Origin of the sequence: Bradyrhizobium sp. i1.15.2, assembly GCF_040548425.1 — a bacterium.
GTDB classification, from domain to species: Bacteria; Pseudomonadota; Alphaproteobacteria; order Rhizobiales; family Xanthobacteraceae; genus Bradyrhizobium; species Bradyrhizobium canariense.
In genome coordinates this window covers 266,939-291,727 of record NZ_JBEPRQ010000005.1, presented here as the reverse complement: position 1 = coordinate 291,727, position 24,789 = coordinate 266,939, and the positions used below count along the sequence as shown (strand labels likewise).

Below are 24,789 nucleotides of genomic sequence, written 5' to 3'. Positions count from 1 at the left end.
TTGACCGTAGCAACGACGGCCAGGACCACACGGTTTTGCCGTACGCACGGTTCGCCATTTCGCCGCAGTTTTTCCAGCCCTGTCGACAGAGCCGGAAACTTACAGACGAGACGAAGCCTAGCAGCGCCGCTCGTCGGAACGAAGCCTTGGGCTCACGGAGAGCAATCCGCCCTGCCCTTGGCCACTCGCACCCGAACGCTGCCGCGTCCACCGCAAGCCCGGCTCGCGAACGTGACGACCACAAGATCGCCCCTCAAGGATGAGCCGGGATGAGCGACACATACGCCAAAACCGAATTTCGGTAAAGTGGAATCTTTTTGCGGAGAGGGGTTGACGCGGTGGCGGGTGTTTTGCCCGACGGGACAAGGCCCGACACTCCTTCCGCGACATGAGCGGGCTTGGGACCCGACTTCAACGCATCGGCGGCATCAGCGCACGCAGGATACCTGGCTTCCAGGCCTGACGCGCGCTGTCGAAGGCGGCAAAGTCGTGATCGAACTGCCAGTAGGCCCATGACCAGCCGAGCCTATCGGCGCTTCTCGCCACGAATGACAAATATCGCTGCCGGCTGTCGGATGGCGCACGCTCGTACACTCCGAACTCGCCGACATAAACCGGGCGCTGCTCTTTCTCCGCCCAGAGGCTCATCTTCCTGAAGTCCGCGGCAGCCTTCGCTTCATCCTCCGGGCTGCCCCAGTCCAGGGGCCCGATCCGCGAAAACGTCGGAGACCACGGCGCGCCCTGATGGGTGAACCGTATCGGCGCGTAATAATGAAACGTGACGATGAGATGCCTGTCCTCTGGCGGCAGAGCCAGCGCGTCGACAGGGATCTCGTCGGTGTTGAGAACGGCGGCGATGACCGGCCGTTCGGGATTGGTGCGACGGATAATGCCGAGACATTCATTGAGGAGCGAATTCCAGCCGGCGGACGTCATTTCCCCACCAGGCTCGTTCAACACCTCGAAGACGAGTGCCGGATATTTTCCGGCATAGCGCTCGGCGATCTGCCGCCAGAACGCCTTGAGCTTCTCGGCGCATTCGGAAACGTCGCGCTGGCAAAGATGAGTATCGTGCTCGTCGACGATGGGAACGAGCTTCCTCGCGAGAACCTCCTCGATGACGGCGTCGAGCCGCCTCAGGACGATTTCGTCCATGACATTCCCCGGCCCCATGAACTTGAAGCCGAAGAAATTGATCCTGACATGCGCGAACCCGGCTTTCTTGATGGCGGTCAGATTGTCCAGGCGAAATGGCGCGTTTTGGCCGCCTTCCCAGATACCATCGTAGCCGAGAATGTTGATACCGCGACCCAGTTTTGGCATGTCACGGGCGGCGGTCTGCTCGGCCCCGTGGGCGTGGGAGAACAGCGATGCAAGGAAGAACGCCGCTACCGCGAGATTGAAGCTTCTCGACCAGCGAGCGCGCGTGGCGGTCATACCGCTTCCATTCCTAGAGCCTGGAATTCCGTCGGTCGCACCGGCCTGCACGTCGCGAAGAAAAATCCCACCAGGAGCACCGATGTGAACATCGTCGAGCGAAGGAACGTCGTCTCCGTAAAATTGGTCTGAAAGCTGAGGACGACAAATCCGATGATGAGGGCACAATGCGATCGGTCGATCGTGCGAGCGGAAATCAGATGAAGGATCTTGTGCGAAAACAGGAGGACGCTCGCAACAAATAGCATGTACCCCAGGAAGCCGGTTTCCATCAGGATCGCAATGTAGCCGCTGTGATAATTGTCGAGCACCCAGCCGTGATTCTGTTCGAAATAATCGTAGATCGACGGGATGGTCCAGAAGCCGTTGATGCCGAAGCCGAGCAGCGGCGCATCGTTGAAATGGCTTATCGCGTAATGCCAGATGAAGGTTCGTTCGGTGAAATCGATACTGGCATCGCCGATATGGATCGCGTCGTATCCCGTCACGTAGAAATACAGGATCAGGAGGCCGGCCAGAACGCACATGACCGACGGCAGGAGCGCATAGAGCCTCATGCAGCCGACCGACCACATCGAGGTCACGAGCATGGCGCAGGCGGCCAGGGCGACAGCGCCGGCGCCGCGCGATTCCGACGCGAGCACACATGTCGACGCCAACAGGAACACGGCGAGGAAGGCCAGCCACCCCTGCCCCGTCATCTTTTGATAGCAGGCCAAGAACATCAGATACGCGCCGACGAAGCCGAGCGTCTGCTTGGATTCGTAGACGCCCTGCCATTGACCGTTGTGCATCCAGCTGTGGTCGATCCCGATGTCGGGCACGGCCAACGCACAGACAGCCGACGCGGCGACCAATATGAAGAGCCCAAGGGCCGTGGCTCTCACGATGTCGTCCACGTCGACGCGCGTGACGAGGCAAAATGCGCCGAACGTCGTCATCGCAAGCGCCGCGCTCTTCATGATCGCCGCGACGCTCAGGCTGGACCAGAACACCGAGAGAATAGCGAAGGCATAGAATGCGACCAGCGCCACCAGATCGGGATTGACCTGCAACCGCAGGCGCGGCTGCACGAATGCACTTGCGTAGATCAGGATAGCCCACATCAGAAGGGCTATGGCCTGTTGCAGAAAGCTCAGTTCCGCCGGCACTAGCGCAGCGTTGAAGATGCCCATCGATGCGACCACGTTGATGGTGATCGAACAGCTGATCGCGATCCTGGCTATCCTCTCGACGCCAACGCTGCGCGTCGTCCAGATCGCGCGCCCGGGTGCCCCGGAATCCACCTCGGTCTGCAGGCTGGCCATGAGATGACCTTCCTTAAGCGCGGTTAATAATTCGCTAGCGCAGGTCGATCTCCACGCCGCGAGGCGGCGCCGTTGCGAGAAATTAACGGTTTGGTAACGATACGAGCCCTGCTTGAAGCATTAGTGCAAATCACACGCCCCGGTGTCTCGCCTGTAACGACCCTGCTATAAAGCGCAGGTCCGGTTCGATCGACAGTCCCGAGCTATCCGGCTTCCCTGGTTATCATGAACAGACCTAGCAGCAAATTCGACATCGCCATCGAGCAGGGATTCGACTTCCTGTCACCTGATTACGCAGAGCTGTTCGAGAACTCGGCCGCCACCGCGTTCCAGCATCCGCTCTGGCTGGACACCCTCTACACCAGGCTCGCGTCTCATGCAGGCGCAACGCCTCTGGTTGTCGTGGTCCGCCACCGCGCGACGGGCGCCCTTGCGATGGTGCTGCCCTTGCTGCGGATCCGGCGCGGCCCGATACGGACCGTCGAATTCGCCGACCTTCGCGTCTCCGACTATCTGGCTCCGGTGTGCAGTCCGCAGGTCTTTTCCGAGCTACTCAAGGACGAGGGCGCGTGCGCAGAAATCAGGTACCTTGTCCGCCCGTTCGATCTGCTCCGAATGACCAAGCTCCCGGATGGACGGCTTCCGATCGAGAACCTCCTGGCTACGCCCCGCCGCGCCGCGATGGACTCCAACGCCTACGCGACCGTTCTCGTCGCGCCGTTCGAGCAATGGCGCGCCAGCGCGATGGACCGTTCCTATCAGAAGGAACTCGCAAAGAAATCCCGGCAGCTCCAGAAGAAGGGCGATCTAAGCTTTTCATGCTGCGGCGACAGCGCCTCCGTGATCGAGGCGCTGGACGTAATGCGAAAATTCCGCGGTCCGCGCTTTCAGGCGCAAGGCGACGGAGATCTGCTCCAGCGCCCCGAATATTACGGCTTCTATTCCGAGATGGCGCAGCGCGGCCTCGGCTCCTTTGTCCGGCTCTATGCCATGAAGATGGATGGCGAGGTGATTGCCGCCGTGCTCGGGCTCTGCCATCGAGGCAGCTTCCTCGTTATCATGAGCGCCTTCGACATTGCCGGATACAAGAGCCAGTCCCTGGGCGCGCTGATGTTCGAGCAAGTCGCGAAGGACTGCATTGAGCGCGGGGATCAGATGCTCGATTTCACCATCGGTGACGAGCCCTACAAGAAGCAGTTCGGCGCGCAGCCCGCGCCGATGTGGGTGGTCACGCAGGCCGGCAGCACCGTGGGCGCCATTTCCTTGTTCGCACTGAAGCAGGCGCCCTGGCTCAAACTGGCCGCCAAGCGAATGTCGGAGTTCCGGCTCCTGCCGACCCGGACCTCAACGCCCACGCGCTGACCGGCGCGAGGCCCCGATGAGTGCGGCTCTCAGGCGCGTAGCGCGCCTCGAACATGCGCGAGCCAGCCCGGCCGCATTTGATCGACCCGGTGGGTGATCCTGCGTCGCAGGAAGTGCAGGCGCCGTCGCACGTCCCAGCCGATATCGTTGCGGGACGTCAGCGCCTGCCGGAAGTGCGCCATCTTCAGCGACTGCTGGTCCGCCGCGACCTTGTCGACATCGGAATAGAATTCCGAAATCTTGTCCTGGCTCATGCCTTCGGTCACGAGCCAACGCGGCGCATATTCGGTGCAGAGGCGGTCGACATCGACCAGCAGGCGGGCAACGCCGGTGCCGGCGGCAGGGCAATTGGTCTGGAACGCATCGCCGATGAGCACGACGCCGGGCTGGAGATGTCCTTCCACGACGGACAGGTCCATCACCCAATTCTGCACCCGGTCGATCACGTGGAAATCGCCGAGGTAAGGCCGCAAACCCGGCAGCAGGCGCAACACCGTCGCTTCCGGTTCGCGGCGCAGCTCGCGCATGATCGGATCGGCCGCGTCGCGGAACATGAAGAGATTTGCCCGCATGCCGGCACGCACGGGAAACAGGCTGAGATAATCGATGCCGTCCGCCGTGCGCTCGCCGTAACAGGTCAGCGCCTCGAAATCGAACGGCGCATCGTCTCGGCGCGCGGTCGTGAATCCGAACGTGACCGAATGACGCTCGGCCAGCACCCGCCGCTTGATACCGAGCTTGTAACCGAGAACGCCCGCCATGCCCGTGGCCAACACGACGAGGCGCGCTGTCATGCGTCTCCCGGACGCGAGCTCGATATGCTGGATATCGTCGCTACAGTTGACGGCAGTGACCTCGTCGACGATCAGGCTGCACGGATCAGGCAGTTGACTGCGCGCCATGGCGACGAGATCGGCATAGGCTAGTCCGTAAGCCCGGCCGACGCTGATATCGACCACCTTGCCTTCCCTGATATTGAGCACCTGATCATATCGGCAGGCGACGCTGTTGAGCGCGTCGAGGAAGCCCAGCTTGCGCAACATCTCCAGCTGATGGCCGCCAATTTTCTCGACCCGGAACTCGTCCGGATAGACCGCGCGCTTGTCGACGAGCGCGACACGATGCCCTGACCGCGCGAGCACGGCCGCCGCGAGCGAGCCCGCGAGGCCGCCGCCTACGATCACAATGTCGGCGACGATCGTCGAAGGGCCGGCTGCGGCAATCGGCTCGGGCGCGTTGCTATCCGCCGTCATGGTCCAGGCTCCCACGGTCAACGATGATTGCCCGTGCAATTCTCTCGCCTGATGTCGCATCGCAGGACCAAACGCGATCATTTCTCGATATCTCGGTTAATGCAGCGGAGACCGGCCCGGCCCGACGAGATCCGGCACGCGCCTTGCTCGGGGTAGGCATTCCCGGCGAGCCGGTCCGCATTCCAGCGGCTCATCTCGCCTCATTGGCCGTCGATGCGGCGCTATGCCGCCACGCGATCAGGCCGCACTTTGCTCTATCTGGGACAATGGGGTCGGCGATGTTCCATAGTGAAGCAACAGGAATGGCCGCGACGTCGCCGCGGTCGGCAGGATCATGGAGGCCGTCCATTAACACTCGCGGTTTTTCGGCATGCTAGGCTTTTGCAGGTAATCGGAAATGTCCCTTCAGGGGAAGTTGCCCCTTAAATCTCCATGATCGAATCCATCGTCCAATTCATGCGGCGCGACGTGACGCGCGGCGTTGCCGGAACCATCCTTCTCAAGGTTGGTAGCGGCGCGCTTGCGTTCGCGTTGTTCTCGCTTGCGGCACGAACGATGTCGCCCGATGGGTTTGGTATCTTTGCGACCTGGCTTTCGGTCGCCCAGATGGCAGCGGTCGTCGGACTGGTGGGCCAGGAATCGCTGCTGGTGCGATTTCTGAACGAGTATCGGGTGGGAAATCAGCCCGATCTCACCAAAGGCGTGCTGCTATCGAGCCTCAAAATTTCCTCCGTCGCGATGCTGATCGCGATCGGCACAATGGCGATCGGCGCGAACATCAAAGGCGCCTCGTGGCTGCTGGTTCTCGCGGTGTCGGCCTACACGGCCGTGAATGCGGGACTGATGCTTGGCAGCCAGATCGCACGCTCGCTGGTCAGCATTCTCATGGGAGAAGGAAACAGGGAGTTCTTCTGGCGCGTCAGCGTCGTGCTGTTCCTGCTCGCGATCGTGTTCGGCCATCGCCAGCTCGATCCCGCCGAATTGATCGCCGTGATGACGATTGCCATGTCGGTCGGACTGATTGCACAGATCATCGCGATTGCGCGAACCCTGCCGGATTTCCGCGGCACGGCGGTGGGGTCCGAGACGTCGCGCTGGAGATCGAGCGCGCTTCATTTCTGGGTCGCATCCATCCTCGAAGCCGCGAACCAGTATTTCGACGTCATTCTGGTCTATTGGATGCTGGACCCGGCGACCGCCGGAATTTACTTTGCCGCTTCGCGGCTGGCCAACATCTTCGCCATGCTGTCGGCCGCACTGTACAGTTTTGGCGCACGTCGGCTCCCCTCGCTGTACTTCAGCAAGAACCATCAGGAATTCGAGCGAACGTTGCGGCTCATGGCGGAAGTAACCGCGGTGTGCGTGGTTAGCGGACTTCTCCTGATCTGGGTTGGAGGTCCCCATCTGCTCAACCTGTTCGGGCCGCATTTTGCTGCGCAGCACTGGGTCCTGATCGTGCTCGCGATCGGAACAGCGTTCCAGGCGGCGGGCGGTCCTTCTGCGGCAATCTTGCAGCTGACCGGCTATGAGCGCGAGTATGTCCCCGTGATCGCCGGGAACGTAGCGCTGCGGCTGGTCGGATTTCTCGTCCTCATTCCCTGGCTCGGCGTTCTTGGCGCAGCGATCTCGGCCACTGTGTCGCTGGCGCTGGCGACCATCGCTCTCAACATCCTCTGTCGCCGGCGAACCGGGGTCGATCCTTCGATTTTGGGGCTTTTGCGCTTCTCGGCATCGAAGCCCAGCGCCTACGCGGTCCGTGGCGCGGACTCCGGCGAATAGACCTCTGGTCAGCCGAGGCAATGGCACGGCTCGGCTCGGCAATCCGTTGCCGGTGGCGTCAACCAGCCAGCCCCAACACTTCGCCGCGACGCGACGCCGACGGGCCGGCCGGCACACGATTGACGACGATGCCCGTCGGCACGCCGGCAAACCGGGAGAGCGCAGCGATCGCCCTGCGCATTGCGGCCGAGTCGACTGCGTCTTCGCGCGCGACCAGCATGACAAGATCGGCGTGAGCAGCCAGCGCCGCCGCCTCCGGCTGCAAGGCCAGGGAGGTGGCGTGGACGACAATCAGATCGAACTCCGAACGAATATCGTCCGCGGGCTGTGGCTGGGGCTTCTTGCTGGCGTTCAGGAGCTCATCGACGCTGCGGAAATCTGCGGTGGTCATGCCGTCGGCCTGGCCCTTGGCGAGGCCAGCTCCGGCACCGCCGAGGTCCGGCTCGACCCGGATCAACACGCTCAGCCTGCCCGTGTTCACTGCCCATCGATTCAGCGACCGCGCGACGGTGTTGCCGCCGGCGCGCTTCCCGACCGACATCACGAGGACGACCTTGCCACGAGGTCCCGGCACCTTCTCCAGCCGCTCCAGCAGCGGACGCAGGTGGAGACCGAGATCGAGTTCGGTCGTCGCGGACACCGGAGCTTGCCAGATGTTTCTGGGGGCTTCGCCTGGCGCCAAGTCGGGAATGCGGGCCCAAATGGGCGGACGCGACCACGTCGCGGGCTGGCGCGGAGCCGGTTCGGGGTCGCGGATATCGGGAGCGGATTTGTCCGATCCGCGTCCCGTGGCGGCAACGACCGCCGTCGATGTCAGCAGCGAACCGATCGCGAGAGCGGCGAGCAGCAAGGACAGCGGTGGAAGGGTCGAGCGCAGCGGCGGAATGGCGGACGACGCAATCTTGGTCTGGGAGCTCTGCAAGAGGCGCTGCTCGTTCGTCGTCTTGGAGCGCGAGAGGAACTGCTCGTAGATGTTTCTGTTGGCCTCGGCGTCGCGCTGCAGCTCCTGGAGCCGGACCAGTGCCTGACCATCGACCAGAAGCTGCGATTCCGCCGCCTTCATCTGGCCTTCCAGCGCCTTCTGCTGTTCGCGCTGGGCCTCGTATTCCGATTTTGCGGTGTCGATGCCCTTCGTCCGCTCAACCTCGATCTGCCTGTTGAGATCGGTCAACTGGCTGTACGACATGACGAGGTCGGGATGGCGATCGCCGAACACCGCCCGCTTCTGCGCAATCTGGTCATTGAGCGCCGACCGCTGCGCGCGCAGGGCGCTCAGCAGATCCTGCTTGACGGGACTGTCGACATTCGCCTTCACGTCGCGCTGTGCCTGCTCGTAGCGGGCCTTCGCCTCTTCGGTCCGGGCGCGCGCAGCGGCAACCTGCTGCGACAGTTCGGTGACCCGCAATTGCTGGGTGGTGGAATCCTTGCCCGCGTTGACGATCCTGTGCTCGAGCTTGAACGTGGCCACGGCGTCCTCTGACGCCTTCAACCGTTCGCTCAATGATTTGAGCCGGCCACTGAGCCAGTCGGCGGCCTCGTCGGTCGCATCGGTGCGGCTGCGGCCCTGGCTGGCGACGAACGCCTCGGCGATGGCATTGGCGTAGTAAGCGGCCCGCTCCGGCCGGTTCGACGTGAAGCGGATGGCGATGACATAGGTCAGCCCGCGCCGGGAAATGTCGAGGCGGTTGCGGAATCTCTCGAGCAGGCGCGCGGGGTCGGTATGTCCCCCGGAAATGTCCTCGTCGTCCCGAATCTTGAGCTGCTCGATCAGCGGCTTGAGAAAGCCGTCGGACTTCGCCACTTCGACCAGGCTTTGCAGCGCAGCGCTATCCTGCCCGATGCCCGGCAGAACGTCCTGCTCCGAGGTCACGCGTTGCTCGCGTGGATCGACCACCACCAGCGCGGTCGCCGCAAATCGCACCGGGATCACCAAGAGAACGATGACGCCAAGGGAAAAAATCGCCAGAGCAAGCGTCAGGATGCGGCGAGCGTTGTTCCGCATGAAAGAGAGCGCACCCGCGGCCGTGAGCGCACCGCCCAAGCGCGCGGCGGATTCGCGCGACTCGCCGTTTGACGCATGTCGCGTCTGCCACGACGCGGCGGCAGCGGTCGATCCGGAACTTGTCGGGTCTGCGCGGCGACCGAACGTCATGGATTTTACTCGGATTCAACTGGCGAACACTGTTCAGTGCCTGCTCCAACGTAAATATCTATGGTTAATCCGCGGTTACCCGCGCCTGGCGCGGCCGTGACCAATTGGTTAACGCGCGCGCTTCATTTCGTCGGGAACCAGCGGAATTCCCTCGCGAACGATGCCCTTGCGACAGGGCGCGCATTAACTCCGTTTATTGCTAGTCGGTGTCCGCGCGAGGCCTCCATGGTAAGCACGGGGTTAAGAATGTGAAAAATTCGTTTCTCTAGTGGGTCGGGATCCGTGCTCCATTACCAGCCAAACAAGGCGTTGGGCGAGACGACTGCGACAGCACTCCCGCCGCCCAACGGTGGCGGACGAAAGCCGCACGTGCTTCTCGTACAGACCCAGGCCGAGAACGCGGGCGCGCAGGAGATCTCGCGCCTGCTTGGCGCCAGGCTGACCGCCCGCGGCTATCGGGTCACCAATCTGTTCTTCTTCCGCAAGTCGGATTCGTTCGATGAGCCCCCCGACACGATCTATTGCGCGTCGAGCCGGCCGGGAAATCCGCTGGCGCTGCTGCAAATGCTGTGGACGCTCGGCGGCCATATCAGGGCCACCAGGCCCGACGCCGTTCTGACGTTTCAGCACTTCGGCAATGTCATCGGCGCCGGCGTGGCGCGCCTCATCTGCCGCGCGCCTGTCATCGCCAATCAGGTTTCATCCGCGCTGTCGATGAGCTGGCCGGTCCGTATGGCCGACATCGCCATGGGCAGCCTCGGCTTCTTCGACCGCATCACGCTCAACTCGCTGGACATGCAACGCGAGTATTCGCGCTACCCCAAGGCTTATCGCGCGCGCATGGTGCATGTCCCGCACGGCTTCGACGACAAGGCGCTCACCCTGACGAAGCAAGCTGCGCGACAGAAGTTCAATCTGCCGCCGGATCGCACCCTGCTCGGCTGCGCAGCAAGATTGCACCCGCACAAGCGGCTCGACGCGGCGATACGTCTGTTGCCGGATCAACCATCCTGGCACCTCGCGCTGGCCGGCCAGGGAGCCGACGAGGCCCGGCTGCGGCAGTTGGCGGATGAGTTGAGAGTCTCGGACAGGCTGCATCTGCTCGGCGAAATCACCCCGCGCCAGATGGCGGAGTTTCTCGCCGCTCTCGACGTATTCGTATTTCCGACGCAGGCGGAGACCTTTGGCTTGGCCGCTGTGGAGGCCGCAAACGCCGGCGTTCCCTCGGTCGTCACCGATCTCCCGGTCTTGCGCGAGGTGTTGTCCGTCGAAGGAAAACCGACAGCGCTGTTCGTCGATGCCTCCGATCATACCAAGCTGTCGGCCGCCGTCTCCAGGCTCCTGACGGACCAAAAACTGAGCGACGAACTGCGACAAAACGCCAAAGGCCTGAAGCTGCGCTATTCAGTGGACGCCATGGTGGAGGAATACGTTCGAATTCTCGGCCAGGTCATTTGATCGGGGCGCATTTAAACGGATCGACTCGGAAACGGATCGGCTCGACATGATCATCGAGTTTCGCTGTGAAATTGAGCATGCGCGGCGATGGATGGGCCGCGAGACGCTGCCGATCGATGACCGAGATGTACCGGTCCAGATTGCATGGACGGCAACGGCGGAGCCGCGGCCGACGGGTCTCGACATGCTGTTCGAGCTCGAACGTCTGGTGTTGCACAAGGGCAAGCACAGCGGCGCCGACAGGCTGAAGATCAGTCGCGAATGGATGCAGGCTCGCGCCGGCACGGCAGACGTGATCGTCGATTTCACCGGTGCCGCGCGGGATCCGAACTGCTCCGCCCGGCAGTATCTCCGTCCGCTGTTCAATGGAGCCGCAGGCGAAAACGCAGCCCTTGCCGCCATTCTCGCCGGCGATCTGCCGGTGATCGAAATCGTCGACGAGGTCGACGGTGCAGTCCTCGATCGCGGCCACCCCTCTGCCGAAATCGCGGCCGGTCTGAGCGGCGGACTAGAAACGGTCATGGCGCGAACCCTGACCATGGTGGCGGCCATCCTGTCGGGACGGCCGCGCATCCTGCCGCAGCTGGCGCGACCGGCCCGAATTGGTAACGGCCTGCCGGCGGCGTACGTCGCGCGCGGCCTAGCGACATCGATCGCCAAGGAGATCTATCGCCTCTGCTGCTATGCCCCGCATTGGCATGTCGGGTGGCGCTTCAATGATGGTGCCGGCGTCTGGCAGACCGGAGATCTGTCAGGGCCCCGCTGGAATGTCCTTTCCGACCCCGGAAATCACTTCTACGCCGATCCTTTCCCCATCACATGGCAGGGAAGAACATTCGTCTTCTTTGAAGATCTCGATCACCGGGTTGGGAAAGGAATCATTTCCGCGATCGAGTTCGACGATACGGGCCCGGTCCGAGCGGTCGTGCCCGTACTGGACGAGCCCTGGCACCTCTCCTATCCCTTCCTGATCGAGGACGATGGCGCATTGTGGATGATCCCGGAGAGCTCGACCAATGGGGACGTCGCCATTTACAAATGCGTTCGGTTTCCAGACAAATGGGAGCGGCACGAGACGCTGCTTTCGGGACTTGAACTCGCCGATGTGACGATCACGCGGCACAACGGCCTGAACTATCTGTTCGGAGCCTGGCGCGACGGCACCGGCGGCTATTCGGATTCGCTGGCGATCTATTACGCCGAGCACCTCATGGGCCCGTGGTTGCCGCATGCCAGCAACCCCGTCCTCATCGACCGCGCGAGCACGCGGCCTGCGGGGAATTTCGTCACCATCAATGGCAAATTGTGGCGGCCGGTCCAGGATTGTGCCGGCGGATACGGCGCAGCGCTCGCCCTGGCGGAAATCGTCGAACTGTCGCCGACGACGTTCAAGCAGATTGTCCGCCACTCTCTGCGGCCCGGACCGGCATGGCCCGGCAGGAAGTTGCACACCTTGAACCGCTGCGGCCGGCTCGAGGTGATCGACGGATCGCGTGTCCAACCCAAGACCAGCGCCTTCACGAGCAAATTGCCATCGGGCGTTTTGTCGCCGCGGACCAGTGCCTCCACCGCCAGCTAGCGGGGGTGGCTGAACAAGTCCGTCGTCGCGCCGTCGACGGCGATATCGACCAGCGCGGGACCAATCGATGCCAACGCTTCGGTCAAGATAGGATCGACGTCACCGGCATCGGTCACGCGCCGCCCGGGACAACCCATTCCCCTTGCGAGCGCCACGAAGTCGAGCCCGGGCAGGTCGATCCCGGGCGGGCGATGCGCCTGCATCAGCTGGCTGAAGGCGCGCATCGCGCCATAGCCTGAATTGTTCATGATCACGAAGGTGATCGGCAAGCGGCGTTGCACCGCGGTCCAGATCGCCTGGATGCAATACATCGCCGATCCGTCACCGATCAGGGCGACGATGCGGCGACCGGGCCGCGCCAGCGCCACGCCGACGGAGGCCGGCAGGCTGTAACCAAGTCCGCCGCTCGCCATCGTATAGAAGCTGTCCGCACCCGGCCGCGGCAGGAATTGTTGAATGGCGGGACGATGCGACGGCGCTTCCTCGACCACGATCGCATCGCCCGGCATCAACGCCGAGAGCCGGGCGAGCGCATAGCCCGGCGGAATCGGATTTTGCGCGGCAGGAGCGGCAGGCCGCATCCGCGCGGCCGGCACTTCGCGCTCCGCGATGTCAGGCATCGCCGACAGCAGCCCAGCCAGCGCCTTCGGGAGCGTGCTGATGATGGTGTCGCCGACAGAAGCGGTTGCGGCTTCCGTCGGATCATCCGTGATCTGCCAGACCAGCGTTCCGTCGTCGAGCAATTCGCATTGTCCTTCGACATGGAAAGTAAACACCGGCGCGCCGACCACGACGATCAAATCGGCGCCGCGCAGGGCGCGGGCGAGCCCTCCTGGTGCTGCCGGAAGGAAGCCGGCAAACAGCCGATGCAATTCCGGAAAGCTCGAACGGCTCGACATCGGGCTTGCCCAAACGGCCGCGCTCGCCTGCTCGGCCACAGCGACCATCGCGTCGACGCAGCCGCTGCGATCGATCTCGGGTCCGACAACGAAGATAGGTTTTTTGGCGGCCCGGATCGCCGCGCCGAGCCGAACGATCGCCGCCGGATCGGGCGCAAACTCCGTCGCGATGTGGCGGACCGGCGGTGCGATTGCGGGCCGCGCCCAATCATCCGACGGGACCGACACGAATGTCGGACCGCGCGGATGCTGCATGGCGGTGAGGAAGGCCTGCGCGATCGCCGCTGGAACATCTTCGGCCCGCGCCGGTTCGGCGCTCCATTTCACATAGGGCTTTGGAAACTGTGCGGCGTCCTCGGCGAAGAGATAGGGTCGCATCCGCAACAGGCTGCGCGCCTGCTGCCCGGCTGTCACGACCATCGGCGTCTTGTTGCGGAACGCGGTGAAGAGATTGCCGAGGGCATGACCGAGTCCGGCCGCCGAGTGCAAATTGACGAAAGCCGGACGTCCCGTCGCCTGCGCATAGCCATCCGCCATGCCGACGACGCAGGCTTCCTGCAGACCGAGCACGTAGTCGATGTCGTCGGGCCAGTCGCCGAGGAACGCAAGCTCGGTCGAGCCCGGATTGCCGAAAACGCGATCGACGCCAAAGGAGCGAAGCACACCGAGGGTCGCTTCCCGAACCGTGAGAATTTTCGAATTCATGAATGGACGTCCTGGTGGCTTCGCTTGCTGCGCGATCAGAAAGGATAGTGCTGCGGCTGGGTCTCGATGGTGATCCAGCGCAGATCGGTGAACTCGGCGATCCCGGCCTGGCCGCCGAAGCGGCCGTAGCCCGATCCCTTGACGCCGCCGAACGGCATCTGCGCCTCGTCATGCACGGTCGGGCCGTTGACGTGGCAGATACCGCTTTCGATCCGCTGCGCCACCGTCAACGCACGCGCGACGTCGCGGCCGAACACGGCGGCCGAGAGGCCGTACTCGGTATCGTTGGCGAGCCGAACGGCATCGTCCACGCCACGCGCGCGTACCACCGAGACGACGGGACCAAAGCTCTCCTCGGTGTAGATGCGCATGCCCGGCACCACGCGGTCGAGCACGGTGGCTGGGACGACCGTGCCAACCCGGTCGCCCCCCGCGAGCTTGACGGCGCCTTTCGCGATCGCGTCGTCGATCAGTGCCACGACCTGCTTGGCCGGCGCCTCGTCGATCATCGAGCCGACCACGACCGGACCGGAGCGCGGGTCGCCGGCCGGAAGCGCGCCTGCCTTCTTGGCAAGCTTCGCGACGAACTGATCGGCGACGGCCTCGTCCACGATTACGCGCTCAGTAGACATGCAGACCTGGCCCTGGTTGATGAAGGCGCCGAAGGCCACGGCGGCGACGGCGGCATCGAGGTCGGCATCGTCAAGCACGACCAGAGGCGCCTTACCGCCAAGCTCGAGCAGCACCGGCTTGAGGTGCCGCCCGGCGAGTTCGGCGATGACGCGGCCGACCCGGGTTGAGCCGGTGAAGTTGATCCGCCGCACGGCCGGATTGGCGATCAGGCGCTCGACCAGAGCAGGCGCATCGGCCGGTGCGTTGGTCAGAACATTTACGACACCGGGCGGAAAGCCTGAGTCCTTGAAGACCTCGCCGATCAGTCGGTGCGTTCCCGGGCAAATCTCCGACGCCTTGAGCACGACCGTATTGCCGCAGGCAAGCGCCGTCGCCACGGCGCGAACGCCGAGAATGATCGGCGCGTTCCACGGCGCAATGCCGAGGCACACGCCGGCCGGCTGGCGGACGGACATCGCGAGACATCCAGGCTTGTCCGACGGGATCACCTCGCCGGCGATCTGCGTGGTGAGCGACGCCGCTTCGCGCAGCATGCCGGTCGCGAGCTTGACGTTGAAGGCCGACCAGATCTCCGTCGTGCCGATCTCGGCCATCATGATCCGGATGAAGGCGTCGCGCTTGGCCTCGAGCGCATCTGCGGCCTTCAGCAACAGAGCGCGCCTCGCGTTCGGGCCGAACGCCGACCATGCGGCAAACGCGGCGGAGGCCGCCGCCACCGCAGCGTCGGCATCGGAAGCGGTCGCGGCGGCCGCGCGGCTTGCGACCTCTTGCGACAGCGGATTGCGGCGCTCGAACACTTTGCCGCCGGAAGCGGCCTGGTCCTGCCCGTTGATGAGAAGACTGACGTCCATGAAAACCTCCCTGATGTTGGTGATGGCGCCTGCTCAGCCGAGCAGCCGCGACTTGCCGGTTTCATGCGCGAAGCCGAGCGCGATCATCGCTGCGAGCGCGAGCGCGACGTAGTATCCCGTGATCGCGTAGGTGGAGCCCGTCTGCGCAAACAGGCTGGTGGCGACCAGCGGCGCGATGCCGCCGCCCAGCACCGTCCCGAGCTGCTTTCCGATCGACACGCCCGTGAAGCGAATGCGGGTCGGAAACAGTTCCGGGAAATAGCTCCCTTCGCTGCCGAACATCAGCGGATGGATCACCCCCGCGGCGAGGATCACCGCGCCCGTCACCAACATCGTGTCACGGCTCGCGACTACACCGTAGAATGCAAACATCGAGATGGCTGCGAGCACGATTCCGGTCAGGAACAGACGCTTCCGTCCGATACGGTCGGACCATGCGCCGATGAGCGGCATCGCAACAAGCCCGACGAGATTGGCGAACAGCACGGCCTGCGTGATGACGTCCTTCTGGACGCCGAGCTGACGGGTCGCGAAGGAGATGGTGAAGATGGCTGTCAAATAGAAATAGGATGTCTGCGCCATTTCGGCGAAGAACACGATAAGGATCGGCCGCCAATGCTCCCGCAGTGCCTCGACCACAGGCGCCGCTTCGGTCACCTTCGCCTTTCGGAACGTCGCGCTCTCCTCGATGCGCAGGCGCATGTAGACGCCGAGCGCGACCAGCACCGCGCTGATCAGGAACGGGACGCGCCAGCCCCACGACAGCAGATCCGCTTCCGGCAGCCGCGAGATCGTGAGCGCCGCGAACGAGGCGAGCACGACGCCGACGGGTCCTGCGGCCTGGATCACCGCAGCCGAGAAGCCGCGCCGGTGCCCGGGCGCCGTCTCGATCGCCATGAGGATCGCCGCGGTCGACTCGCCGCCGAGTGCAAACCCCTGGACGAAGCGCAACGCCACAAGCGCGACGGTCGCGGCCACGCCTGCACTGGCGTAGGTCGGCAACAATCCGATCGACATGGTCGCAAGTCCCATCATGAGCAGCGTACACAGCAAGACGGACTTTCGGCCGAGGCGGTCGCCGAAATGACCGAACACCAGTCCGCCGAGCGGACGCGCCAAAAATCCGACAGCAAACGTCGCGAACACCGCAATGGTCGCCGTGAGCTGGTCGAACTTCGGAAAGAACAGCTGATCGAATACCCGCGGCGCGATCAGGCCGTAGATGAAGAAGTCGTACCATTCGATCGCGGTGCCGATGGTGCCGGCGATCAGGATACGCCGGCGGCTGCTCGCCGTCTGCTCGGCAGTGGCGACGGTCGCAACGTCGTAGTCCTCCAATGCTCTTATCGTCACGGCTTCCTCCTCCGATGTCATTTGTCGTTTTGTTGTCTTGTTGTTATTGGCCGCGCCGCCGCTGATCGGATGCGACGGCGAGAGTCGATCAGCTTGCCAGCCGTGCGCTGTCGCTCGCATTGTGTCCGAGTGCGCGGGCAAGGACGCGCCCAATCCTGCCAGCCTGTGACGCGCTGCCGCGCCAGGCCACGATCTGGTCGGGGCGTATCAAGGCGAGATCGGCGTCGTAGAGATCCCGCAGCGATTTCGGCAGCGTGACGAGTTTCACATGAACCTCGATCGCGCGGATGGTCTCGGCGAATGACGCATGCGCGGACATGACCTCGCCGAACTGGAGCAGCGTCCACTCGAACCCGAACAGATCGTACAAGGAGACGCCGTCGTCCAACCACGCATGCGGGGCGCGCCCGCCGGGACAGGCGCTCGGAACGTAGACGTTCGCGGCGTCCGGCGGCGGCTGGCTACCATCGGAGACGATGATCGGCGAGCCGTCGTAACGCCCGCCGAAGGTTATGCCGGGGATGTTGAATTCGGCGCGGGCGTGCTGTTCGAGATAGACGCCAGCGATCCGCCGCGCCTCGTCGCCGGCCTCGGTGGCGTCCTCGATCTCAGGCGCGGGAGCGAACAGACCGAGCGAGTCGGCAAAGCGACGCGCATAATCGGTGTTGCGCAGCGCCACCGGACGCCGCTCGACCTCATAGCTGTCGAGCAGCCCCGCCGGGCTCACACCCCTGACGACGCTTGCGAGCTTCCAGCCGAGATTGACCGCATCCTCGATCGCCGTGTTGTAGCCAAGGCCTCCGGTCGGTGTGAACAGATGTGCCGCGTCGCCGCCCAGGAACACCCTGCCCCGCTGCATTCCATTCGCAACCAGCGCGTGGCCGGCGGTCCAGGTCAGGAACGACAACACTTCGCAGTCAATCGGCGCGCCGCAGGCGCGCTGGAACGCCGCTTTGGCTTCGTCGATCGTGATCGCATTTTCGTTCTCATCGGGCCGAAGCTGCGTGTGAAACGCAAACTCGTCGCGACCGTTCACCGATGCCATGAAGGCGCGGCGGTCGCCGTTGAAGCAATTGTACATCCACGCCTTGGCGTGCGGGATGCTCGCGTAGAAGCCTGGCGAACGGAGATAGACCGCCAGCATGCGGCCGCCCATGAAATCGCGCTGCGTTCCGGTTTCGCCGCCGTAGACAATGCCGAGCGACTGCCGGACCATGGAGCGCGGCCCGTCGGCCCCGACCAGGAAGTCGGCCCGGACCTCAAAGCGGCTGTTGTCATCGAGACGTTCGATCTGGGCGACGACGCCGTCATCGCTCTCGACGTAGCTGATCAGACGATGACCGTAGCTGAGCCGTATTCCGGGAAGCCGTTCGGCATGGCGGCGCAGCACCGCCTCGACATATTTTTGCGAGACCCGATGCGGCAGCTCGGCCGCGCTCCAGGAGCCCGACATGGCCTTGACGAGCTCGCCCGCGCGTGACGATGACGGCAATTGAAATCGGGCCAGCTCGTATCGGGTGTAGCGCGTGAAATATGCAACGTCGGTCGGATAATCCGCAGGCAGTCCTTCGCGTCGGATCTCGTCGGCAAAACCCAGCCGCCGATAGTGCTCCATCGAGCGCGCCTGCGTCGCATTGGCTTGCGGATTGAATGCCGTGCCCGGCTTTTCATCGACCAGGATCGCGGACACGCCGCGCCGGCCGAGCTCGTTGGCGAGCATCAGGCCGCAGGGCCCCCCGCCCACGATGAGCACCGAGGCCTTCAGACATGTTTCCAAGACGCTTCTCCCTACCAGCATTATTCTGCATGGTAAGGTCGCCTGACGATATCGTCAAGTAGCCTGACTATCTGATGTCGTCGAGCGTGTCGAACGTCGCGCCATAGACCGCCAGCCCCTTCACGATCGCATCCATCGTGGCCTTGCCGAGCTCGGCGCGCATTTCCTGCTCGGCGACGTCGACCGCGTCGCGGAACGCATCGAGCCATTTGCGCCCGGCCGGCGTGAACATGACGATGCGCGCGCGCCGATCGGTGGGATCGGCGATGCGATCGACCAGGCCGAGATCGGCGCATTGATCGACCAGCTCGCCCATCGCCTGCTTGCTCATGGAGGCGCGGCGGGCGAGCTCCGTCAGTCTGGTCCCCTCCACGTCGAGATTGCGTGTGAGGCCGACATGCGCGATCCGCGTTTCGCCATGCCCCTTCTCGCTCATCAGTTCGAGCACACGACCTTCGAAGCGCCGCACTGCGTTGTTGAGCAGCCGACCGATGTTGGCATGCCGCCATGCGGTGCCGGATGTCCTGGCTTTCAATGGATGTGCCTTCTGCAAAGCCGCCTGAATTCGAAAATGTCGCTCACTTCGCCGCGTCGATCCAGATCCCCGGCTGCGAATGCTCGCGGATGTGGCTGACCAGGAAGTCGGAAAAGACCCTGATCTTGGCGGGCAATCCGGCACGGTTCTGGTAGGCGATGTTCATCGTCAGCAACGGCAGCTCCCAGTCCATCAGAACCGGGACGAGGCGGCCCGCCGCGATATCGCTTTGCACGATGTACAGCGGCTGGATGAGGATGCCGAGCCCCGCCAGCGCGGCGCCGCGGATGACTTGGCCGTCATTGCTGTCGAGCGTCGGCGTGACGCGGACAGTCTGCGCGCCATTGCCTTTGCGCAGGCGCAGCGAATAGGGATCGTTGGCGAGATTGTAGACCAGCATGTTATGGCGCGCGAGATCGACGGGCTGTTCCGGCTCGCCGCAGCTTGCGAGATATGAGGGCGCAGCCGCGAGCACACGCCGCATCTGGCCGATGCGGCGGACGATGATGTTCGAATCCGGCTCCTGCTCGCGCGTCCTGATCGCCACGTCGATGCCGGCCTCGATGAAATCGGAATACCGGTTGGCGGTGGTGATCTGCATGTTGAGCTTCGGATAGCGCGCGCGGAAGGCCGGCAGCATCGGCGCCAGATAGATCACCGCAAAGGACAGCGAGCTCGTGACCCGCAGCGTGCCCTGCGGCGACAGCGCGCGATCGCTGACGATGTCCTCGGCCTCCGCCAGTTCGCTCAAAACCCGGCTCGAGCGCTCCAACAACTCCTGCCCCGCCTCCGTCAACCACAGCCGACGAGTGTTGCGTTCGATCAGCCGGACCGCAAGGCGCTCCTCGAGCGCGCTGAGATGGCGGCTCGCGGCCGCATTCGACATGCGCAGCGCTTCGGCAGCTTTGGACAGGCTGCCGAGCTCGGCCGTCTTGGCGAACACTTCCAATTGCAGCAGGCGGTCCATTTTTTCGCAAACAGGAAAAGAGACTTGCGATTATTGACCTTTATTTCCGTATCCCGCAAGCCAAAATGGGCCAAACACAAGCAAGATAGCAGGCGAGGAAACAGGGAAATGTCGGGCCCGATCAGGCACATCGTGATGTGGCGGCTGCGCGGGGAGACGCCAGCGGAGCGTTCCGCCGCCCGGGTCAAGGTCAAGACCCTGTTCGAGGGGCTGCGCGGCCGGATCGACGGCCTCACCCATATCGAAGTCGGTCTCGACGTGAGCGATGTCGACTACGCCTGCGACGTCGTGCTGTTCTCCGAATTCACCGACCACGCTGCGCTCGCGGCCTATGCCACCCACCCGGAACATTTGCGCGTGCGCGAGGCGCTGGGCGACTTGCGGATCGGACGCTTCCAGGTCGATTATCCCATCAAAGAGACCGGCACATGATCGGTTCGTTCACCTTTGAAAACCTGCCCTGCCGCGTCGTGTTCGGCAGCGGAACGCTGGCTGGCGCCAAGGCCGAGGTCGAGCGGCTCGGCGGCAAGCGCGCGCTGGTACTGACGACGCCGCAGCAGGAGGCGCAAGGCAAAAAGCTGGGCGCGGCGCTCGGTCCGCTCTACGCCGGCATCTTTCCCGGCGCGACGATGCACACGCCGGTCGAGGTCACGGAGCGGGCGCTTGCGGCGATGAAGGCGTGCGATGCCGACTGCGTCGTCTCGCTCGGCGGCGGATCCACGACCGGGCTCGGCAAGGCGCTGGCCTTGCGCACCGGAATCAACCAGCTTTGCATTCCCACCACCTATGCCGGCTCGGAGATGACGCCGATCGTCGGCCAGACCGAGAACGGCCTGAAGACCACGGTGCGCGATGCCGCCATCCTGCCCGAGACGGTGATCTATGATGTCGATCTCACTTTGACTCTGCCGGCGAGCCTGGCCGCGACATCAGGCATCAACGCGATTGCGCATGCGGTGGAGGCGCTCTATGCGCGCGATGCCAATCCGGTGACGTCGCTGATGGCGGAGGAAGGCATCCGCGCGCTCGCCCGAGCCCTGCCCGCGATTGCCACGAAAAGCGACGATCGCGAGGCCCGCACGGAAGCGCTCTATGGCGCCTGGCTGTGCGGCGTCTGCCTCGGCACCGTCGGCATGGCGCTGCACCACAAGCTCTGCCACACGCTCGGCGGCACCTTCGACCTGCCGCATGCCGAGACCCACACCATCGTGCTGCCGCATGCGCTGGCCTACAACGCGCCGGCCGTGCCCGATGCGATGGCGCGGATCTCACGCGCAATCGGCGCCGCCGATGCATCGCAAGGACTTTTCGAGCTCGCAAAGCGGCTGGGTGCGAAGATCGCATTGCGCGACATCGGCATGCCCGAAGGCGGCATCGACAAAGCCGCGGATCTCGCGGTCACCAACGCCTACTGGAACCCGCGCCCGCTCGAACGCGACGCCATTCGTGACCTGATCGCGCGCGCCTGGGCCGGTGAGCCGCCCGGCGCCATCAAAGCGGCAGTTTGATTCGATGCGGCGCACGCTGATCAAATCCGCGGTCATCATCAGCATTGATGACGCGATCGGCGATTTACCTGGCGGCGACGTGCTGATCGAGGGCAGCCGCATCGTTGACGTGCGTCCATCGATCGACGTCGGCGGCGCGGCCGAGACCGAGATCGTCGACGGCACCGGGCGCATCGTCATCCCCGGCCTGATCAACGCGCACATGCACACCTGGCAGACGGGCTTGCGCGGCTATGCCGCCAACTGGACGCTGCTGGAATATTTCCGCCGCATGCATGCCGGGCTCGCTACGGTCTTCCGGCCCGAGGACATTTATATCGCGACCTTGGTGGGCGCGCTGAACCAGATCAACCAGGGCACCACCACGCTGGTGGACTGGTGCCACAACAATCCGACGCCCGATCATACCGACGGCGCCGTGCGCGGCCTGATCGAGAGCGGTATCCGCGCGGCCTTCTTCCACGGCTCGCCCAAACCTGAACCGAAACCGGGCGAGCCGCATTTCTCGGAAATCCCGCATCCACGCCGTGAGGTCGAGCGACTGCTGGCGGGGCCCCTCGCCGACCGCGACGGCCTCGTCACACTTGGGCTCGCGATCCTCGGCCCGCATTATTCGACGCTCGACGTCGCCATGCACGATTTCCGCATGGCGCGCGAGTTCAAGCTGATCGCATCCATGCATCAGGGCGGTGGTCCCGCCAAGACGCCTGGTGGCTGGGAGAAGCTGATCGGGGCCGGCCTCGTCGGCGCCGGAATCAACATCGTCCATGGCAACGACCTGCCTGACGATCTCCTGGACCGGATGGTCGACCTCGGCGTCTCCTTCTCGGTGACGCCGGAGAACGAGATGGTCCAGGGCCACGGCTTCCCGATCACCGGACGGCTGCTCAAGCGCGGCGTGCGGCCGACCATCGGCATCGATCTGGAATCCGTGCTGGCCGGCGACCTCTTCTCCGCCGCGCGCGTTGCGCTCTCGATGCAGCGGGCGCTCGACAACGCCGAGTCGCGCAAGGTCACCAGCACCATTCCAGCGACGACCACGATCCCCGTCCGCGAGGCGCTGCGCTGGATTACGACGGAAGGCGCCCGCATGCTCGGTCGCGAGCACCAGATCGGCTCGCTGACACCGGGCAAGCTCGCCGACATCGTCATCATCGATTGCTCCGATCTCAACCTCGTCCCAGTGCACGATCCCGTTGCCACCGTGGTGATGCAAACGAGCCTCGCCAATATCGAGGCCGTGATGATCGGCGGCGTGTGGAAGAAGCGGAATGGACGGTTGCTGGCCGACGGTCTGGAGGCGAAAAAGCAATTGCTCGCGCAATCCGGCCGGCGGCTGGTGCACGACATCGAACGACAGGGACACGCCGCCTGAGGGCGTCAAGGACAACAACAATGACTGACACGCCAAAGAACGTCGCTTTCATCGGGATCGGCAAGATGGGCCTGCCGATGTCGGTGCTCGTCGCCAAGGCCGGTTATGTCGTGACCGCGTTCGACCGGAGCACGACACGGCTCGACGAGGCGCGCGCGCAAGGCATTTCGATTGCCGCTTCGCCGGCGGAGGCCGTGGGCGGCAAGGTCGCGATCATCACGTCCTTACCCGATGACGCTGCCTTGCGCGGCGCGTTGCTCGGCTCCACCGGCCTCATCGCCGCGATGGCTGCCGGAACTGTCCTGATCGAGACCAGCACCGTGAGCGTCGAGGCGTCCGCAGAGGTCGACGCAGCTGCACAGGCGCGCGGTGTCTTCTACCTGCGGGCGCCGGTCTCGGGCAATGCCAGCATCGTTCACACCGGCGCGCTGAGCTGCTTCGTCTCGGGCCCGAAGGACGCCTACGAAAACGCAAAGCCGCTGCTCGCCGCCTTCACCCGCGCCCAGACCTATCTCGGGCCCGGCGAGGAAGCGCGATATGCGAAGCTTGCGGTCAATTTGATGATCGCTGTCTCGGCCGCCATGATGGCGGAAAGCCTGGCGCTGGCGCGCAAGGGCGGCATCGGCTGGCAGGACATTCTGAAAGTTCTCGACGACAGCGCGGTGGCCTCACCGATGGTGAAGTACAAGACCGCGCCGCTGCGTAACCGCGATTTCGACTCGACCTTTTCCTGCAGGCAGATGGCCAAGGATCTCGATCTGATCCTCGGCGCCGGCCACGCGGTCGGCGTGCCGCTTCAGCTCGCCGCCCAAGTGCGGGAGACCTATGGCTCGCTGGTCGCGCAAGGCGACGGCGACGCTGACTTCATCGCGACTGTCAAACACATCGAGCGGCTGTCCGGCCTCGGCGAGCCCAAACTCTGAGTTACGGAGGCATCTATGCGCAATTTCAACGAGAACACCATCACCGACGCCGTGCTGGAGCGGATCGCGGGCGCAACCGATCCGCGCATCAAGCAGGTCAGCGAAGCGCTGGTGCGCCACCTTCATGCCTTTGTCCGCGAGGTGCGGCCGACCCAGAAGGAATGGGAATACGGCATCGACTTCCTGACCCGCACCGGCCAGATGTGCGACGACAAGCGCCAGGAGTTCATCCTGCTGTCGGACGCGCTCGGCGTCTCCATGCTGGTCGACGCCATCAACCATCCGGTGCCGGAAGGCGCGACCGAAACCACGGTGCTCGGTCCGTTCTTCGTGCAGGCCTCGCCCGAGAAAGACAACGGCGCTGACATCTCCGGCCCGATGGAGGGCGATCCGATGCTCGTCACCGGCTCGGTGTCGACTGTCGACGGACGGCCGCTCGCGGACGCGGTCGTCGACGTCTGGCATTCCGACGATGACGGCTATTACGACGTGCAGCAGCTCGACAAGATCGGCGATCTTGCGATGCGGGCGCGCTTCCACACCGACCAGAATGGCCGCTTCAATTTCTGGTCGATCAAGCCGGCCGCCTATCCGATCCCGCATGACGGCACGGTCGGCGACATGCTGGAGGTCCAGGGCCGCCATCCCTGGCGCCCGGCGCATGTGCATTTCATGATCTCGGCGCCCGGCTTCGAGCAACTCGTGACCCATGTGTTCGTGGCCGGCGACCAGTATCTCGACAGCGACGTGGTGTTCGGCGTCAAGGACAGCCTGATCCGCGAATTTGTGCGGTGCCCGCCAGGTCGTGCGCCCGATGGTCGCATGGTGGACAGCGAGTATTTTCATCTCAACTATGATTTCGGCCTGAAGCAGGTCGCAAGCAGCGCAAGAGCCGCCTAAGCTGAACGACGGCGGACCAACAAGAGTCCGGCAGGG

General features: G+C 64.1%; 19 protein-coding genes. 9 read left to right on the top strand and 10 right to left on the bottom strand.

The features are described 5' to 3' along the window. Nucleotides 1–411 precede the first annotated feature (411 nt). Together ABIB80_RS12930 and ABIB80_RS12925 are read right to left on the bottom strand one after the other, a co-directional pair. Nucleotides 412–1,437 (bottom strand): glycoside hydrolase family 5 protein, encoded by a 1,026-nt coding sequence (locus tag ABIB80_RS12930; protein WP_219681089.1) that lies wholly within the window; start codon nt 1,435–1,437, stop codon nt 412–414. Further along, entirely contained in the window at nt 1,434–2,744 is a 1,311-nt protein-coding gene (locus ABIB80_RS12925; RefSeq protein ID WP_354127583.1) for an O-antigen ligase family protein, read from the bottom strand. Before ABIB80_RS12925 ends, ABIB80_RS12930 begins: the two co-directional genes overlap by 4 nt. A 225-nt stretch (nt 2,745–2,969) precedes the next feature. On the opposite strand from ABIB80_RS12925, the gene ABIB80_RS12920 reads away from it, so the two are divergent. Beyond that, nucleotides 2,970–4,106 (top strand): GNAT family N-acetyltransferase, encoded by a 1,137-nt coding sequence (locus ABIB80_RS12920; RefSeq protein ID WP_354127582.1) that lies wholly within the window; start codon nt 2,970–2,972, stop codon nt 4,104–4,106. Nucleotides 4,107–4,135: 29 nt separating this feature from the next. On the opposite strand, the gene ABIB80_RS12915 is transcribed toward ABIB80_RS12920, so the two are convergent. After that, nucleotides 4,136–5,359, bottom strand: coding sequence for an FAD-dependent oxidoreductase (locus ABIB80_RS12915; RefSeq protein WP_354127581.1), 1,224 nt, complete (start codon nt 5,357–5,359; stop codon nt 4,136–4,138). Between the two features lie 432 nt (nt 5,360–5,791). Between ABIB80_RS12915 and ABIB80_RS12910 the strand changes: the two genes are divergently transcribed. Beyond that, nucleotides 5,792–7,138 (top strand): lipopolysaccharide biosynthesis protein, encoded by a 1,347-nt coding sequence (locus ABIB80_RS12910; protein ID WP_354127580.1) that lies wholly within the window; start codon nt 5,792–5,794, stop codon nt 7,136–7,138. A gap of 58 nt (nt 7,139–7,196) precedes the next feature. On the opposite strand, the gene ABIB80_RS12905 is transcribed toward ABIB80_RS12910, so the two are convergent. Then, the gene (locus ABIB80_RS12905; protein WP_354127579.1) at nt 7,197–9,290 is read right to left on the bottom strand and encodes a GumC family protein; all 2,094 of its coding nucleotides are present in this window, start codon (nt 9,288–9,290) and stop codon (nt 7,197–7,199) included. Between the two features lie 282 nt (nt 9,291–9,572). On the opposite strand from ABIB80_RS12905, the gene ABIB80_RS12900 reads away from it, so the two are divergent. Both ABIB80_RS12900 and ABIB80_RS12895 read left to right on the top strand, forming a co-directional pair. Beyond that, entirely contained in the window at nt 9,573–10,748 is a 1,176-nt protein-coding gene (locus tag ABIB80_RS12900; protein WP_007593057.1) for a glycosyltransferase family 4 protein, read from the top strand. A gap of 46 nt (nt 10,749–10,794) precedes the next feature. Further along, a complete protein-coding gene (locus ABIB80_RS12895; protein ID WP_354127578.1) occupies nt 10,795–12,327 on the top strand; it encodes a glucosamine inositolphosphorylceramide transferase family protein in 1,533 nt (510 codons plus the stop codon). On the opposite strand, the gene mdlC is transcribed toward ABIB80_RS12895, so the two are convergent. The 6 genes from mdlC to ABIB80_RS12865 form a co-directional block, all read right to left on the bottom strand. Then, the gene (gene mdlC / locus ABIB80_RS12890) at nt 12,324–13,931 is read right to left on the bottom strand and encodes a benzoylformate decarboxylase (RefSeq protein ID WP_354127577.1); all 1,608 of its coding nucleotides are present in this window, start codon (nt 13,929–13,931) and stop codon (nt 12,324–12,326) included. The genes ABIB80_RS12895 and mdlC overlap by 4 nt on opposite strands. A 35-nt stretch (nt 13,932–13,966) precedes the next feature. Then, on the bottom strand, nt 13,967–15,415 hold the full coding sequence (locus ABIB80_RS12885; RefSeq protein ID WP_354127576.1) for an aldehyde dehydrogenase: 1,449 nt from the start codon (nt 15,413–15,415) through the stop codon (nt 13,967–13,969). 33 nt (nt 15,416–15,448) lie between these two features. Beyond that, nucleotides 15,449–16,768, bottom strand: a complete 1,320-nt coding sequence (locus ABIB80_RS12880) for an MFS transporter (protein ID WP_354127575.1) — start codon at nt 16,766–16,768, stop codon at nt 15,449–15,451. Between the two features lie 88 nt (nt 16,769–16,856). Beyond that, on the bottom strand, nt 16,857–18,566 hold the full coding sequence (locus ABIB80_RS12875; protein WP_354127574.1) for an FAD-dependent oxidoreductase: 1,710 nt from the start codon (nt 18,564–18,566) through the stop codon (nt 16,857–16,859). Nucleotides 18,567–18,612: 46 nt separating this feature from the next. Then, nucleotides 18,613–19,080, bottom strand: coding sequence for a MarR family winged helix-turn-helix transcriptional regulator (locus ABIB80_RS12870; protein WP_219681073.1), 468 nt, complete (start codon nt 19,078–19,080; stop codon nt 18,613–18,615). A gap of 43 nt (nt 19,081–19,123) precedes the next feature. Continuing rightward, a complete protein-coding gene (locus ABIB80_RS12865; RefSeq protein WP_354127573.1) occupies nt 19,124–20,047 on the bottom strand; it encodes a LysR family transcriptional regulator in 924 nt (307 codons plus the stop codon). Between the two features lie 108 nt (nt 20,048–20,155). Between ABIB80_RS12865 and ABIB80_RS12860 the strand changes: the two genes are divergently transcribed. Genes ABIB80_RS12860 through ABIB80_RS12840 form a run of 5 tightly spaced genes read left to right on the top strand, consistent with a single transcriptional unit; the run spans nt 20,156 to nt 24,753 of the window. Further along, complete coding sequence (locus ABIB80_RS12860; protein ID WP_007593067.1) at nt 20,156–20,479, top strand: Dabb family protein; 324 nt, start codon at nt 20,156–20,158, stop codon at nt 20,477–20,479. Beyond that, nucleotides 20,476–21,555 (top strand): maleylacetate reductase, encoded by a 1,080-nt coding sequence (locus ABIB80_RS12855; protein WP_354127572.1) that lies wholly within the window; start codon nt 20,476–20,478, stop codon nt 21,553–21,555. Before ABIB80_RS12860 ends, ABIB80_RS12855 begins: the two co-directional genes overlap by 4 nt. A gap of 4 nt (nt 21,556–21,559) precedes the next feature. Then, nucleotides 21,560–22,930 carry an amidohydrolase family protein gene (locus ABIB80_RS12850; RefSeq protein WP_354127571.1) on the top strand — a complete coding sequence of 457 codons (1,371 nt, stop codon included), beginning with the start codon at nt 21,560–21,562 and terminating at the stop codon, nt 22,928–22,930. Nucleotides 22,931–22,950: 20 nt separating this feature from the next. Beyond that, a complete protein-coding gene (locus ABIB80_RS12845) occupies nt 22,951–23,853 on the top strand; it encodes an NAD(P)-dependent oxidoreductase (RefSeq protein WP_354127570.1) in 903 nt (300 codons plus the stop codon). Between the two features lie 15 nt (nt 23,854–23,868). Next, complete coding sequence (locus ABIB80_RS12840; RefSeq protein WP_354127569.1) at nt 23,869–24,753, top strand: intradiol ring-cleavage dioxygenase; 885 nt, start codon at nt 23,869–23,871, stop codon at nt 24,751–24,753. The last annotated feature ends 36 nt before the right edge of the window (nt 24,754–24,789 follow it).